Below are 14,762 nucleotides of genomic sequence, written 5' to 3' on the forward strand. Positions count from 1 at the left end.
ACCGCCGTGAGCCTCACGATATCTTCGTGATCTGGCTCACGGAGGGCCAGCAACGCGACTGCCTCGCGGACGATTGCGTCAGCTGGCGATGACGTCCAGCTTGGCGATACCCAGCGCCAGCGTCTTGGTGCCGACGTCACGGAACTGGATCTGTGCCTGGGCGTCCTGGCCACCGCCACTCAAGCCGATGATGGTGCCATCGCCGAAGCGCGCATGGCGCACACCCATGCCGATACGGAATTGGCGATCGCCCACCGTGACGCCAGTGGTGACCGAACGTGGCGTGCGCGGCGCTGCCGTGCCGGTCGGCTTGCGGCCGAAGGCATCGCCGCCGCCACGTTGAGCCCCGCTCCAGCGGTCTTCACCAAAGCTGCCCGGGTTCGCACCGTAGCCCTGGCTGCCACCGCCGGTACGCGGGGTCAGCCACTTCAGGTGCTGTTCGGGGATTTCGGTAAGGAAGCGCGAGCGCAGGGCGTAGCGCGTCTGGCCATGCAGCATGCGGCTTTGCGCCAGGCTCAGGTACAAGCGCTCACGCGCGCGCGTGATGGCCACGTACATGAGGCGGCGCTCTTCTTCCAGGCCGGCCTGCTCCAGCAGGCTGTTCTCGTGCGGAAACAGGCCCTCTTCCAGGCCCGTGATGAACACGGCGTCGAACTCCAGGCCCTTGGCGGCGTGCACGGTCATCAACTGCACCGCGTCCTGCCCGGCTTGCGCCTGGTTGTCGCCCGCTTCCAGCGCCGCATGCGACAGGAAGGCGGCCAGCGGCGTGAGCCCGCCATCGGCAGGCGCGCCCGGCAGCACCTCACCCGTGGCGGCGTCCGTCGCGGGCGGCTCGTTCTGTGGCACCAATCCGCCAGGCAAGCCTTCGAAGTTGGCCTCGGACGCGAACACCGCCGCGGCGGTGATCAATTCGTTCAGGTTCTCGATGCGCTCGGCGCCTTCGCGCTCGCCCTTGTAATGTTCCAGCAGACCGCTGCCATGCAGGACGTGTTCGACCATTTCCGGCAAGGGCAGGTTGCGCGTCTCGTCGGCCATGCGCTGAATCAGCATGGCGAACTGCGCCAGGTTGGCGCCGCCCTTGCCTGGCACCCGCGCCACGCCGCCGTAGAGACTGGTGTCCTGCGAGCGAGCCACGTCGGCCAGCTGTTCCAGCGTGCGCGCGCCGATGCCGCGCGCCGGGAAATTGACCACCCGCATCCAGGACGTGTCGTCATCGGGGCTGGCGAGCAGGCGCAGATAGGCCAGCGCATGCTTGATTTCCTGGCGCTCGAAGAAGCGCAGGCCGCCGTAGACCTTGTAAGGAATGCCGGACGAAAACAGCCCGTGCTCCAGCACGCGCGACTGCGCGTTGCTGCGATAAAGCACGGCGATTTCGCTGCGGCTGCGGCCGTCGCTGACCAGGGCACGGATCTCGTCGACGATCCAGTGCGCTTCCATGCCATCGGAAGGCTGCTCGATCACGCGGATCGGCTCGCCCTCGCCCTGTTCAGTCCACAGGTTCTTGCCCAGGCGGCCACTGTTGTGATCGATCAGCGCGTTGGCGGCATCCAGGATGTGCCCATAGGAACGGTAGTTCTGCTCCAGCCGGATGACGGTGCCGTGCGCGTAGTCGCGTTCAAAGTCGGCCATATTGCCGACATTGGCGCCGCGGAATGCATAGATGGACTGATCGTCGTCGCCCACCGCGAAGATGTGGGCACCGCCGCCCGCCAGCAGGCGCAGCCACTTGTACTGCAGCTTGTTGGTGTCCTGGAACTCGTCGACCAGGATGTGGCGGAAACGGCGCTGGTAATGCTCGCGCACGGGTGCGTTGCGCGACAGCAATTCATACGCGCGCAACAGCAATTCAGCGAAGTCCACCACGCCTTCACGCTGGCACTGCGCTTCGTAAAGCTGGTAGATCTCGACCAGGCGGCGGCGATGGGCGTCCCAGATCTCGACGTCGCCGGGGCGCTCGCCCTCTTCCTTGGCACCGTTGATGAAACGCTGCACGTCGCGGGGCGGGAATTTCTCGTCGTCGATGCCATTGGCCTTCATCAGACGCTTGATGGACGCCAGTTGATCGGCGGTATCGAGAATCTGGAAAGCTTGCGGAAGGCCGGCATCGCGATGATGGGCGCGCAGGAGACGATTGCACAGGCCGTGGAAGGTACCCACCCACAGGCCACGCGTATCGATGGGCAGGCTGGCCGTGAGGCGCGTCAACATCTCGCGCGCCGCCTTGTTGGTGAACGTGACTGCCAACAGCCCAAATGGACTGGCCTGGCCGTTTTGAATCAGCCAGGCCATGCGGGTGATCAGCACCCGGGTCTTGCCGCTGCCCGCCCCGGCCAGTACCAGGGCGTGCTGCGGTTCAAGTGTTACGGCTTCACGTTGTTGCGGATTTAGCTTCTCGATCATGCCGCGAATTATGCTGCATAACGACGCAGCCGGACCGCGAACTGCTCAAGACCTTCGATACCGCTTTGCTGGGCGCGCTGGCACCAGGCTTGCAAATCACCGAGCAGTTGTTCGCTGCTGGCGCTGGAGCTTTCCCACAGACGGCCCAGCTCGCGGCGCATCTGCACCAGGGTGGACAGCTTCTCGCTACGGGCGATGGCCTGGTCAACCTGGGCAACCTGCTCCGGCTGCAGGACATCTTCGTTGCGGTGCAACCAGCTACGCACACGGCGCAGCATGGTCACGTCCTCGCCCTGCGGCGTCGACTGCAGCTTGGCCAATTCCTGGCGGGCCGTGCTCTTGATGATGTCGGCGTAACGCGCCATCACTTCGTAGCGGTGGGTGATGACACCCTGCAGCGTGCTCAGGTCGATCATCGGCTTCTGGCCATCTTCCAGCTTGAGCTTGGGCGCAACCTTCTTGACCTTGGCCAGACGGAAGAACTTCAGCACGCTGATGTAGAACCAGCCGATATCGAACTCATACCACTTCGACGAGAACTTGGCCGACGTACCGTGGGCGTGGTGATTGTTGTGCAGCTCTTCGCCGCCGATCACGATGCCCCAGGGGAACACGTTGGTGCTGGTGTCCGGGCTGTTGTAGTTGCGGTAGCCCCAGAAGTGGCCGATACCATTGACCACGCCGGCGGCCCAGAAGGGAATCCAGGCCATCTGCACGGCCCAGACCGTCAGGCCCATGGCGCCGAACAGGGCGATGTCGATTGCCAGCATGGCCAGGATGCCCCACAGGCTGTGGCGCGAGTAGACCTTGCGCTCGAGCCAGTCGTCGGGCGTGCCATGACCGAACTTGGCCAGGGTTTCGTCGTTGTGCGATTCTTCGCGGTAGAGTTCGGCACCGCGGAACAGCACCTTCCAGATGCCGAACAGCATGGGCGAATGGGGATCACCGTCGCGCTCGCATTTGGCGTGGTGCTTACGGTGAATGGCCACCCATTCCTTGGTGACCATGCCCGTCGTCATCCACAACCAGAAACGGAAGAAGTGCATGACGGCAGGATGCAGATCGAGTCCCCGGTGAGCCTGGCTGCGATGCAGGAAGACCGTGACGGAGACAATCGTGATATGCGTCATCACCAGCGTGTACACAAGAATCTCCCACCAGGAAGATTGGGACAAGCCGCCAGAGATGAAGGAAAGGATGTGATCCATAGACCGTGTGTGTGCCTCAAAATTGAGTAAGGCGAGTTTAGCTTACCTTGTGGCGATATGACAGGGGGGTTTCAAAATAGTTCGCGGCATTTTTGACCCTGATCAATGACGAAGGTTATCATTTCGCCGATTTTGACGCCGTTTCAGCCCTACCCAAGGCCAGCGCGGCGGTGTAAACATAGTACGCCAAGACTTTACGGCCGCCCTGTCCCTGTTGTTTTTTCCGTATTTTCCACCTATGCGCCTGCTTTGCCCAGCCCGCAAGGGCACCAGAATGTCCCGCCCACTGTGGTTCCCTGCTCTGCGCTCATGGTTCCCCGCGCGCAGGGCGGGCCGCGCCCTGCTGCCCGCCCTGCTGCCCTATCTGGCGGCCGCCGGCCTGTTTTCGACAGCGGCGGCGCATGCGGCCAACAACAACATTCCCCACCCGCGCGCCTGGTCGGTACCGCCCAGCAAGGCCACCCTGCTGGCCACGTATTACGAGATCGTCGACGCCAACTGCCAGGCTTTGAGGGCGCCGACGGTGCGCATCACCGACCGGCCGGCCCTGGGCACGCTGACGATCAGCCATGACGTGGGCCTGGCCGACAACCCGGCGAAGTGCGCCAACATCCAGGTGCCCGTGACGCAGGTCTATTACCAGGCGGGGACCAAGCTGGGGCAGGACAATTTTTCCTGGGAAGTACGGTTTCAGTCGCAGAACCTGGGTACCCAGCGGATCCAGGGCGCCGTGGCGATCACGCCAGGGGCGCGCTAGGCGGCAGGGGCCTGGGCGCCGCCTGACGAGATTCAGGCGGCGCGCTAATCAGGTCAAGTGTTGTCAGTCGGCAACTGGTCCGCTTCGGGGACCTGGGCTTCCTCGGTGCTCTCGCCGGCTTCCGGTTCGGCCGCGGCCGCATCGGCGACAGCGTCGACGGAGGCGGACGCCGCGGCGGCCTTGACGACGGCGGCGGCTTCCTCTTCGGCCACGCGCGCGGGCGTCTTGCGGCGTTCGAACACGGCCGCGAAGAAGCCATCGGTGCCATGGACATCCGGGCGCAGCTGGACATAGGGACCGGCCAGGATCAGGCCGTCGCAACGGGCCGCCAGCAAGGCCGCGGCGTCCAGGCGCTCGAACTCGGGATGCGAGGCCAGGAAGATTTCGGCCTGCGCCTCGTTTTCCTCCGGCAGCAGGCTGCAGGTGGCATACACCAGGCGGCCGCCCGGCGCCACGCAACGCGCGGCCGACGACAGGATGCGCGACTGCAGGGCGCACAGCTCGGCCAGGGCGTCGGGATGCTGGCGCCACTTCAGATCGGGATTGCGGCGCAAGGTGCCGATGCCGCTGCACGGCGCATCCACCAGGACGCGCTGCGCCTTGCCGGCCAGACGCTTGACCCGGGCATCGTTCTCGCTATCGATCACCACCGGAACCACATTGGACAAGCCGCTGCGGGCGAAGCGCGGCTTGGCCTTGATCAGGCGCGACGCCGAGACGTCGAAGGCGTAGAGCCGGCCGGTCGAACGCATCAGCGCGCCCAGCAGCAGGGTCTTGCCACCGGCGCCGGCGCAGAAGTCGATGACCATCTCTCCTCGGCGTGGGGCCACCAGCAGGGCCAGCAGCTGGCTGCCCTCGTCCTGCACTTCGATGCCGCCGGACTCGAACAGCGGCCAGCGGTTGACGGACGGACGCCCCTGCAGGCGGATGCCCCAGGGCGAATACGGCGACGCTTGCGGGCCGTAGCGCGACTCCGGACCGACCTGCATCGCACCCAGCACTTCATCGCGATCGGCTTTCAGCGGGTTGACACGGATGTCCAGCGGCGCCTGCTGGTTCAGGGCATCGATCAGGGCATCGGAATCTTCCAGGGCGCCCAGGCGCTCGTCCAGCCAGTCCGGCAAGCTTTCCCGCACGGCGCGCGGCAAGGACGCAGGGTCGATGTTCGCGACGTGGTCCAGCCACTCGGATTCCGTCGGCGCCAGGCCGGATTCGAGTTCCCTGCGGCCTTGGGTGGCCGCCAGGCCCAGCACCGCCAGCCGGCGCGAGGCCGGGCCGACGCCGCTTTCACCGTAGTGACGGTAGCGGCGCAGGTTGCGCATGACGTCGAACACGGCCTCGGCGACTTCGGCGCGGTCGGTCGAGCCCAGTTCGCGGTGGGCGCGCAGCCAGCGCGACAGGGTGGCGTCGGCGGGCCATTGCCACTGCAGGATTTCGCCGAGGACGTTTTTCACCTGCTCGATGCGGATGCCGGCCATGGAAAGCGGTGCGCCTTCGACGCCGCTGCCCCGCGCATCGCGGGCGTCGCGCGGGCTGCGCGGGCCGCGGGAATCGCGGCTATCGCGCTGGCCACGGTATTCACGGCTGCCGCGGGCATCGCCACCATCGCGGGGGCCACGGCTGTCTCGGCTGTCGTGGGCAGCGCGGGCGCCGCGCGGGTCGCGGGAATCGCCACCATCGCGGGGGCCGCGGCTGTCGCGGCTGTCGTATGCATCGCGAGAGCCGCGCGTGTCGCGGGCGTCGCCCCCGTCGCGGGGGCCGCGGGACTCGCCGCGAGCGGCTCCCCTGGAAGCGGCTCCCGGGCGCGGACCGGACGGACGGCGAGTGGAATTTCGCGGATTATTCATGGTGATCCCAGTAGGCGAGCGCATCGCGCGACTCGCTAATTCAAAAAAAGATACTGCGACGACAGCCCGGCGGGCAATGTCGCGCCATGCCGCGCCGGCACATTCGATGCCGACGCCCTTCGTATTTCGGCTGCGCCCAGTCACAACGCTCCAGAGCTCATTCAGCGGCTGAGCCCGGCCAGAACGCCCCAGGCTTCACTTCACCGATTGAACCCAGCCAGGGTCCGTACGCCCTATTCGGCCCCCGCGCCACCCGGTAAACCGAACAGCCGGGCCGGCTCGCCTTGCACCTCGACCCGGTGATCGGGGGTCATGCTTACCCGGCCTTCGGCCAGCCAGCGCACCGCCGCCGGGAAGGCTTCATGCTCCACCCGCAAGACCCGCTCCGCCAGCACATCCGGCGTATCGTCGGCCAGGACGGGCACCCAGCCCTGGGCAATGATGGGCCCGTGATCCAGCAGCGGCGTGACGAAATGCACGGTGCAGCCATGCACCCGCACTCCCGTGGCCAGCGCCTGCGCATGGGTATGCAAGCCCGGAAACGCCGGCAGCAGCGACGGATGGATATTCACCAGCCGCCCGGCGTAACGATTGACGAAATTCGGCGTCAACACCCGCATGAACCCGGCCAGGATGACGTAATCCGGGGCATGACGGTCGATTTCCGCTGCCAGCGCGGTATCGAAGGCGTCGCGGCCATCATAATCGCGGTGGTTGACGGCAGCGGTGGGCAGGCCGCGTTCCCGCGCCCACGCCAGCCCCCCGGCGTCCGGCTTGTTGGCGATGACGGCGACGATATCGGCCGGCCAGTTCTCGCGCTGGCAGGCGTCGACCAGCGCACTCATATTGCTGCCACGCCCGGAAATCAGGATGACGATCCGGCGCCGGCCGGGGGTTGGAGCAAGTTGCACCAAGGTAGAACTTCCATTCAAAACAGGCTGGGGTCAGGAGCGCCCCGGTGCAAAATTGTAAACTCTGCGTCGTGAAACCATCGCTGCATATTTTCCGCTCCCTGCCGCCGCCGTCCGCGCGCCGGCCCTGCGCCCTGACCATCGGCAATTTTGACGGTGTCCACCGGGGCCATCAGGCCATGCTGGCGCGCCTGCGCGACGTCAGCCTCGAACACGGCCTGACGCCCACGGTGATGACCTTCGAGCCGCATCCGCGCGAATACTTCGCCACGCTGAACCAGCGGCCCGAACTGGCCCCGACCCGCATTTCCGGCTTGCGCGACAAGCTGGACGCCCTGGCCCGCGCCGGCGTCGAGCAGGTCGTGGTGGAGCGTTTCAACGCCCACCTGGCCGACATGGAGCCCGAAACCTTCGTCGAACGCCTGCTCGTGCGGGGCCTGGGCGTGCGCCAGGTGCTGGTCGGGCCGGATTTCCGCTACGGCCGCAAACGCCGGGGCGACGTCGACCAGCTGGTCGCGGCGGGCGCCCGCTATGACTTCCAGGTGGAAATCCTGGAAGACGTCACCGACACGCACGGCCACCGCGTCTCCAGTTCCGAGGTGCGCACCGCCCTGGCGGTAGGCGACCTTGCCCGCGCCGGCGACCTGCTGGGCCACGCCTACCACCTGAGCGGCCACGTCATCCACGGCCAGAAGCTGGGCCGCACCCTGGGCTACCCCACGCTCAACCTGCGGGTGGCCGAGCGCTGCGCCGCGCGCTCAGGGATCTACGTGGTGCGCGTGCACGGCCTGGCCGACCGCGCCCTGCCCGCCGTCGCCAGCCTTGGCGTGCGGCCGACGGTCGAGGACCACGGCCGCGTGCTGCTTGAAGCACACATACTGGATGAGCGCGTTGACGCTTACGGTAAACTCGTAAGAGTTGAATTCCTGCACAAGCTGCGGGACGAAGAAAAATTCCCCGATCTGCCCACGCTGACCGCCGCCATCGCCGACGACGCGCGTAACGCTCGCGCCTATTTTGCCGTTCATGGACTCTAAAAAGACTCTCAATCTGCCCGATACCTCCTTCCCCATGCGGGGCGACCTGGCCAAGCGCGAGCCGGCCTGGATTGCCGAATGGGAGGAAAACCGTGTCTATCAGGCCATCCGTGCCGCCAGCAAAGGGCGTCCGCGCTTCGTGCTGCACGACGGCCCGCCGTATGCGAACGGTGACATCCACATCGGCCACGCAGTCAACAAGATCCTGAAGGACATCATCGTCAAGAGCCGCAACATGGCCGGCTACGACGCGCATTACGTGCCCGGCTGGGACTGCCACGGCATGCCGATCGAAATCCAGATCGAAAAGAAATACGGCAAGAACCTGCCGGTCGCCGAAATGCAAGCCAAGGCGCGTGCCTACGCGCTGGAGCAGATCGACCGCCAGAAGAAGGACTTCAAGCGCCTGGGCGTGCTGGCCGACTGGGACCGTCCCTACATGACCATGCGCCATGCGAATGAGGCCAACGAGATCCGCGTGCTCGGCCACATCATGGACAAGGGCTATGTGTTCCGTGGCTTGAAGCCGGTCAACTGGTGTTTCGACTGTGGCTCGGCGCTGGCCGAAGCCGAGGTCGAGTACGCCGACCGTGTCGACCCCGCCGTCGACGTGGCCTTCCGCTTTGCCGACAAGCCCGCCCTGGCGCAGGCTTTCGGCCTGCCGCAGGTGGACGACGGCGCCATCGTCATCTGGACCACCACGCCCTGGACCATTCCGTCGAACCAGGCGCTGAACCTGCATCCGGAAATCGAATACGCCCTGGTGCGCGTGACGCCGGCGCCGGCCAATGGCCCGCTGCTGCTGGTGGCGCGCGAACGGGTCGAAGCCTGCCTGCAGCAATGGGGCCTGCAAGGCGAAGTCATCGCCACCGCGCCGGGCGCCAAGCTGGAGGGCATCACCTTCAAGCACCCCCTGGCCCACGTCGACGCCGGCTATGACCGCGTCGCCCCGGTCTACCTGGGCGACTACGTCACGGCCGACTCCGGTACGGGCGTGGTGCACTCGGCGCCGGCCTACGGTATCGAAGACTTCGTGTCGTGCAAGGCGCACGGCATGCGTGACGAAGACATGCTCAGCCCGGTGATGGGTGACGGCCGCTACGCGCCCGGCCTGCCGCTGTTCGGCGGCCTGTCGATCTGGGATGCCAATCCCAAGATCACCGAAGCCTTGCGCGAAGCCGGCTCGCTGATGCACGCCGAAAAGCATAAGCACAGCTATATGCACTGCTGGCGCCACAAGACGCCCATCATCTACCGCGCCACCAACCAGTGGTTCGCGGGCATGGACGTCCAGCCCAAGGACGGCGGCCCGACCTTGCGCGAATCGGCGCTGGCCGGCATCGACGCCACCGCTTTCTACCCCGCCTGGGGCCGTGCCCGCCTGCACGCCATGATCGCCAACCGCCCGGACTGGACGCTGTCGCGCCAGCGCCAATGGGGTGTGCCGATGGCTTTCTTCGTGCACAAGGAAAACGGCACCCTGCACCCGCGCACGCTCGAACTGCTGGAGCAGATCGCCCAGCGTGTCGAGGAAGGCGGCATCGAAGCCTGGCAAGCGCTGGATGCGCGCGACCTGATCGGTGACGACGCCGACCTGTACGAAAAGAGCCATGACACGCTGGATGTCTGGTTCGATTCCGGCAGCACCCATGCCACCGTGCTGGGCGGCAAGGACGGCGCCTACAAGGGCATGCACAGCGAAGAGCTGGCATGGCCGGCGGACCTGTACCTGGAAGGATCGGACCAGCATCGCGGCTGGTTCCACTCGTCCCTGCTGACCGGCTGCATGCTGTACGGCCAGCCGCCCTACAAGGCGCTGCTGACGCACGGTTTCGTGGTCGACGGCCAGGGCCGCAAGATGAGCAAGTCGGTCGGCAACGTCATCGCCCCGCAGAAGGTGTCCGATTCCCTGGGCGCGGAAGTGCTGCGCCTGTGGGTCGCGTCCACCGACTATTCGGGCGAACTGTCGATCTCCGACGAAATCCTCAAGCGCGTGGTGGAAAGCTATCGCCGCATCCGCAATACCCTGCGCTTCCTGCTGGCCAACGTGGCGGACTTCGACGCCACGGCCGATGCCGTGCCCTACGCCGAACTGGCCGAAATCGACCGCTATGCGCTGGCGATGACGGCGCAGATGCAGGCCGAGGTGCTGGCGAACTACGAAAACTACGATTTCCACCCGGCGGTTTCGCGCCTGCAGACGTTCTGCTCCGAGGACCTGGGCGCTTTCTACCTGGACATTCTCAAGGACCGCCTTTACACCACCGGCACGTCCAGCAAGGCGCGCCGTTCGGCCCAGACCGCCCTGGTGGAAATCACCCAGGCGCTGATCAAGCTGATGGCGCCCATCCTGTCCTTCACGGCGGAAGAGTCGTGGAAGGTGCTGGTCGACTCGGCGCTGAAGCATCAGGCCGATGCCGCGCGCACGACGATCTTCACGGAAGTCTTCCATCTGCTGCCGCCGCTGGGCGAAGGCGACCCGCTGCCGGCCAGGTGGACGCGCCTGCGCGCCATCCGCGCCGATGTCCTGCGCAAGCTGGAAGAAGTGCGTACGGCCGGCAATATCGGCTCGTCGCTGCAGGCCGAAGTGGACATCAGCGCTTCCGGTGACGACCTGGCCTTGCTGCGCAGCCTGGGCGACGACCTGCGTTTCGTGCTGATCGTGTCCCGCGCGGACGTGCATGAAGGCGCGGGCGAGATCGACATCCGCATCACGCCGTCGACCCATGCCAAGTGCGAGCGCTGCTGGCACTATCGCGCCGATGTGGGGGCCGACAAGGCCCATCCGCTGATCTGCGGCCGCTGCGTGACCAATCTGTTCGGTACGGGTGAGAAACGCGACCATGCCTGAAGCCACGCCGCAATCGCCGTCGCCAGCACGGCCATCCGCCAGCGCCAGCCCCGCGCAGACGCGGGCGCAGGCCCGCGGCCGCGGCCTGGGTTTCTGGTTGATGGTGGCCCTGGCCATCATCGTGGTGGACCAGGCCACGAAGTTGTACTTCGACCATGCCCTGACCTATGCGCAACGCATCAACGTCCTCCCCGTGTTCGACCTGACCCTGGTCTACAACCAGGGGGCGGCCTTCAGCTTCCTGGCCAACCAGCCCGGTTGGCAGCGCTGGTTCTTCACAGCCCTGGGCCTGGTGGCGGCGGTCATCATCAGCGTCATCCTGCGCCGCACGGCGGGGCGCCAGCCGCGCCTGTCGCTGGCCCTGGCCATGATCCTGGGCGGCGCCCTGGGCAACGTCATCGACCGCGTGGCCTATGGGCACGTCATCGACTTCCTGCTGTTCTACTGGAAGGACTGGTACTACCCCGCCTTCAACCTGGCGGACGTCGGCATCACCTGCGGGGCCATTCTGCTGGTGCTGGACGAGCTGCTGCGCATGCGCAAGCCCAAGGCGGCGTAGCGGCTGCCGCCAGCAACGCAGGCGGGGCCCGGCAAATCGGCGGGGCCGCCAGCGGCAGGGCCGCCGCGGCCGCGTACGGAAAGCGCCGTTTTAGCGGATAATCGGGCCAATACATCGGGCCAACACGAATCCGCCAGCGGCGCTTCTCCATGCAAGATCTAGCCAATAAACGCATTGTCCTCGGCCTTACAGGCGGCGTCGCCTGCTACAAGATCGCTGAACTCGTCCGCCGCATGACGGAACAAGGGGCTACGGTCGACGTCGTCATGACCGAGGCCGCCACGCAGTTCATCACGCCGGTGACCATGCAGGCCCTGTCCGGCCGCCATGTGTATGTCAGCGCCTGGGATGCCCGTATTCCCAACAACATGCCGCACATCGACCTGAGCCGCGGCGCGGACGCCATCCTCATCGCACCGGCCAGCACCGATTTCATGGCCAAGCTGGCGCACGGCATGGCGGACGACCTGCTGTCCACCCTGTGCGTGGCGCGGGCCTGCCCACTGATCGTGGTGCCCGCCATGAACCGCGAAATGTGGGCCAATCCCGCTACCCAGCGCAATGCGGCCCAACTGGTCGAAGACGGCATCACCATCCTCGGCCCCGCTTCGGGCGACCAGGCCTGCGGCGAAATCGGCAGCGGCAGGATGCTCGAACCGCAAGAGATCCTGGCCGACCTCATTGCGTTCTTCCAGCCCAAGCCCCTGGCGGGCAGGCACGTGCTGCTTACCGCGGGCCCCACGGTCGAACCGATCGACCCGGTGCGCGTGATCAGCAACCGTTCCTCCGGCAAGACAGGTTATGCCCTGGCGCGCGCGGCGCGCGAAGCCGGCGCCCGCGTCACCCTGATCAGCGGCCCGACTGCCCTGCCCGCTCCCCGCGGTGTCGACGTCTACCCGGTGCAGACGGCGCGCCAGATGCACCAGGCCGTGATGGCGCAAGCGCGCCAGGCCGACATTTTCATCGCGGTCGCCGCGGTGGCCGACTGGCACGTGAAGAATCCCGCCGCACAGAAAATGAAGAAGACCGAGAGCGGCGCCGGCGCGCCCGTGCTGGAATTCGAACCGAACCCCGATATCCTGGCCGACGTCGCGCGCCTGGAGGGCGGGCCGTGGTGCGTGGGTTTCGCCGCGGAAACGGAAAATCTGTCCGAATACGCCCAGGCCAAGCGCAAGCGCAAGAACATCCCGCTGCTGGTGGGCAACCTGGCCCAGGAAGTCATGGACGCGGACGACACCCGCATGGTGCTGTTCGACGAACAGGGCGAACATCCCCTGCCCGCCGCCCCCAAGCTGGACGCGGCGCGGCGCCTGATCGCGGAAATCGCCACCCGGCTGCCGCGCTGAGCGTGATAGGGGTAGCGGACGGGGCCTAGTTGCCGCGCGCGGCCCAGGTCTGCAGCGGCAAGGGCGGTTCCTGGACGACGATCCGGCGCAGGATCAATTGCAATTCCGGCCAGCCGCCCCGTTCGCTCTGCCAGCGCGTGGGCGTGACCGATACCCAACGGCCGCCGGCGTCCTGCCGTCCCATTTCGTAGCGAAACAGGAAATGCCCCGGCATCCCCATGCGCAGGTCGGTAACCACCAGATCCTTGCCTGCCGCGTCGTAACGCAGCCAACCGCGGGTGAACCAGTTGAACCGGGCCACCAGCGGGTCGCCATCCAACGCCGCCCCCAGTTCCGTATGCAGCGGCTGGCGCAACATTTCGGGCGGGCCCCGATCGAACGCGCCCGTCACGGCTTCGTAGTACTCCCCGCCCGGCACCTTCGCAATGACCCGCCACAGCAGGCTGTTCAACGGCATGGGCGCGGAAAAGATGGCTTGCACGTGCGTGCCCTGCTGCTTCAACGCATAGCGCACGCGGCGTTCGGCCACGTGTTTGCCGACCAGGGTACACGCCAGGTAGAAGGCGCAAAACACCAGGGCGCCCGCGCGCAGGCGGCTCTGCCGTGCCCCCAGCCACAGGCAGCTGACGAAGGCCGCCAGCAAGGGCAAGGTGAACACGGGATCGACGATGTAGATGCTGGAAATACTGACGGGCGGGTAAGGCAAGGGCCAGAACAGCTGGGTCCCATAGGTCGTCAGCGCATCCAGCAGGGGATGGGTGATCAGCAGCAGCCAGATCGTCAGCAGCAGGCGTCCACCGCTATAAGGCGCAGCCGGCCAGCGCTTGCGGATCAGCCACGCCAGCAGCAGGGCCAGCGCGGTCAGCACGAACACCGAATGGCTGAAGCCGCGGTGATGCGTCAAGGACGATACGGGGTCGGGATAGGACGCGAAGACATCCAGGTCGGGGACGGTGGCCAGCACGGCGCCATACAGCATCGCCTTGCGTCCTTGCCAGCGTCCCATCAACGCGCCCTGCAAGGCGGCCCCCATTACCACGTGCGTCAACGAATCCATCGGCGTCCTTGTCCATATTTCGGGTATTGTTGCCGCAACACCGATTACGCGCGCGTGACGCGGGCGTGACATGCAACGACGGTTAAGATAACGCATCCCACTCGCTTTACGCCTCCTGAAGGGTTCGCGCATGGCAGATTTCATCGAACAGGTTCGCCGTTTCATCGAAACCCATCAGGAATGGGCGGGTCTGGTCACGGCGCTGCTGACCCTGGGCGAGTCCCTGGTGCTGATCGGCCTGTTCGTGCCGGCCACGGCGCTGATGCTGGTCACCGGCGGGCTGGTGGGCAGCGGCACGCTGGACGGCCCGACCATCCTGGCCTGGGGCATTGCCGGCGCCATCATCGGCGATGCCATCTCCTATGGCCTGGGCCGCTGGCTCGGACCGGGCATCCTGCGCCGCCGGCCGCTGAACCGGCAACGCCAGACCGTGGCACGGGCGCGCCTGTTTTTCTACCGTTACGGTTTTGCCTCCGTGCTGCTGGGGCGCTTCCTGGGGCCCTTCCGCGCCATCATTCCCACCGTCGCCGGGGTCATGGGCATGCCCAATGGCCGCTTCCAGCTGGCCAACGTGCTGTCGGCCGCGGTCTGGATGCCGGTCATGCTGGCGCCCGGCTACCTGGCCGCGCGCGGCATGGAGGATGGCCTGGCGGGCGGCGGCGGCCAGATCGTGATGTTGATCGGTACCGCCATATCGGTGCTCCTGGGGCTCTGGCTGCTGGCCACCCTGCTGCGTCCGCGGCGCCAGTCGCCGGCGGCGCGCCGGGCGAAGATCTGAGAAGGCCGACC

Annotated in this window: 11 protein-coding genes; 6 read left to right on the forward strand and 5 right to left on the reverse strand. The window is 66.4% G+C overall.

Going from position 1 to position 14,762, the window contains the following annotated elements; genetic code table 11:
* Positions 1 to 78 precede the first annotated feature (78 nt).
* A complete protein-coding gene (locus tag CEY05_RS06095) occupies positions 79 to 2,400 on the reverse strand; it encodes a UvrD-helicase domain-containing protein (RefSeq protein WP_088596525.1) in 2,322 nt (773 codons plus the stop codon).
* An 8-nt stretch (positions 2,401 to 2,408) separates the two neighbouring features.
* Positions 2,409 to 3,608 (reverse strand): fatty acid desaturase, encoded by a 1,200-nt coding sequence (locus CEY05_RS06100; RefSeq protein ID WP_088596526.1) that lies wholly within the window; start codon positions 3,606 to 3,608, stop codon positions 2,409 to 2,411.
* A gap of 274 nt (positions 3,609 to 3,882) precedes the next feature.
* On the opposite strand from CEY05_RS06100, the gene CEY05_RS06105 reads away from it, so the two are divergent.
* Positions 3,883 to 4,365: a hypothetical protein gene (locus tag CEY05_RS06105; RefSeq protein ID WP_088596527.1), complete on the forward strand. Its 483-nt coding sequence runs from the start codon at positions 3,883 to 3,885 to the stop codon at positions 4,363 to 4,365.
* Positions 4,366 to 4,418: 53 nt separating this feature from the next.
* Here CEY05_RS06105 and CEY05_RS06110 read toward each other — a convergent pair whose 3' ends face one another.
* Positions 4,419 to 5,843 carry an RsmB/NOP family class I SAM-dependent RNA methyltransferase gene (locus tag CEY05_RS06110; protein ID WP_088596622.1) on the reverse strand — a complete coding sequence of 475 codons (1,425 nt, stop codon included), beginning with the start codon at positions 5,841 to 5,843 and terminating at the stop codon, positions 4,419 to 4,421.
* Positions 5,844 to 6,445: 602 nt separating this feature from the next.
* On the reverse strand, positions 6,446 to 7,126 hold the full coding sequence (gene purN / locus CEY05_RS06115) for a phosphoribosylglycinamide formyltransferase (protein WP_088596528.1): 681 nt from the start codon (positions 7,124 to 7,126) through the stop codon (positions 6,446 to 6,448).
* A 68-nt stretch (positions 7,127 to 7,194) separates the two neighbouring features.
* Here purN and CEY05_RS06120 point away from each other — a divergent pair, with 68 nt between their 5' ends.
* The 4 genes from CEY05_RS06120 to coaBC all read left to right on the forward strand — a co-directional run bounded on the left by CEY05_RS06120 (position 7,195) and on the right by coaBC (position 12,916).
* Positions 7,195 to 8,160 (forward strand): bifunctional riboflavin kinase/FAD synthetase, encoded by a 966-nt coding sequence (locus CEY05_RS06120; RefSeq protein ID WP_088596529.1) that lies wholly within the window; start codon positions 7,195 to 7,197, stop codon positions 8,158 to 8,160.
* Positions 8,150 to 11,011 carry an isoleucine--tRNA ligase gene (gene ileS, locus CEY05_RS06125; protein ID WP_088596530.1) on the forward strand — a complete coding sequence of 954 codons (2,862 nt, stop codon included), beginning with the start codon at positions 8,150 to 8,152 and terminating at the stop codon, positions 11,009 to 11,011. The genes CEY05_RS06120 and ileS overlap by 11 nt, the downstream gene beginning before the upstream one ends.
* Complete coding sequence (gene lspA, locus CEY05_RS06130; protein WP_255407748.1) at positions 11,004 to 11,570, forward strand: signal peptidase II; 567 nt, start codon at positions 11,004 to 11,006, stop codon at positions 11,568 to 11,570. Before ileS ends, lspA begins: the two co-directional genes overlap by 8 nt.
* A gap of 149 nt (positions 11,571 to 11,719) precedes the next feature.
* A complete protein-coding gene (gene coaBC / locus CEY05_RS06135; RefSeq protein WP_088596531.1) occupies positions 11,720 to 12,916 on the forward strand; it encodes a bifunctional phosphopantothenoylcysteine decarboxylase/phosphopantothenate--cysteine ligase CoaBC in 1,197 nt (398 codons plus the stop codon).
* A 25-nt stretch (positions 12,917 to 12,941) separates the two neighbouring features.
* On the opposite strand, the gene CEY05_RS06140 is transcribed toward coaBC, so the two are convergent.
* Positions 12,942 to 13,973, reverse strand: coding sequence for a metal-dependent hydrolase (locus tag CEY05_RS06140; RefSeq protein ID WP_088596532.1), 1,032 nt, complete (start codon positions 13,971 to 13,973; stop codon positions 12,942 to 12,944).
* A gap of 130 nt (positions 13,974 to 14,103) precedes the next feature.
* Between CEY05_RS06140 and CEY05_RS06145 the strand changes: the two genes are divergently transcribed.
* Positions 14,104 to 14,751 carry a DedA family protein gene (locus CEY05_RS06145; RefSeq protein WP_088596533.1) on the forward strand — a complete coding sequence of 216 codons (648 nt, stop codon included), beginning with the start codon at positions 14,104 to 14,106 and terminating at the stop codon, positions 14,749 to 14,751.
* Positions 14,752 to 14,762: the final 11 nt, after the last annotated feature.

This window comes from Achromobacter sp. HZ34 (assembly GCF_002209485.1).
GTDB lineage: Bacteria > Pseudomonadota > Gammaproteobacteria > Burkholderiales > Burkholderiaceae_B > Bordetella_C.

Excerpts from the sequence above, each read along its gene's own strand:
- CEY05_RS06095 (WP_088596525.1), bottom strand. The coding sequence starts at position 2,400 with ATGATCGAGAAGCTAAATCCGCAACAACGTGAAGCCGTAACACTTGAA.
- CEY05_RS06100 (WP_088596526.1), bottom strand. The coding sequence starts at position 3,608 with ATGGATCACATCCTTTCCTTCATCTCTGGCGGCTTGTCCCAATCTTCC.
- CEY05_RS06105 (WP_088596527.1), top strand. The coding sequence starts at position 3,883 with ATGTCCCGCCCACTGTGGTTCCCTGCTCTGCGCTCATGGTTCCCCGCG.
- CEY05_RS06110 (WP_088596622.1), bottom strand. The coding sequence starts at position 5,843 with ATGGCCGGCATCCGCATCGAGCAGGTGAAAAACGTCCTCGGCGAAATC.
- ileS (WP_088596530.1), top strand. The coding sequence starts at position 8,150 with ATGGACTCTAAAAAGACTCTCAATCTGCCCGATACCTCCTTCCCCATG.
- lspA (WP_255407748.1), top strand. The coding sequence starts at position 11,004 with ATGCCTGAAGCCACGCCGCAATCGCCGTCGCCAGCACGGCCATCCGCC.
- coaBC (WP_088596531.1), top strand. The coding sequence starts at position 11,720 with ATGCAAGATCTAGCCAATAAACGCATTGTCCTCGGCCTTACAGGCGGC.
- CEY05_RS06140 (WP_088596532.1), bottom strand. The coding sequence starts at position 13,973 with ATGGATTCGTTGACGCACGTGGTAATGGGGGCCGCCTTGCAGGGCGCG.
- CEY05_RS06145 (WP_088596533.1), top strand. The coding sequence starts at position 14,104 with ATGGCAGATTTCATCGAACAGGTTCGCCGTTTCATCGAAACCCATCAG.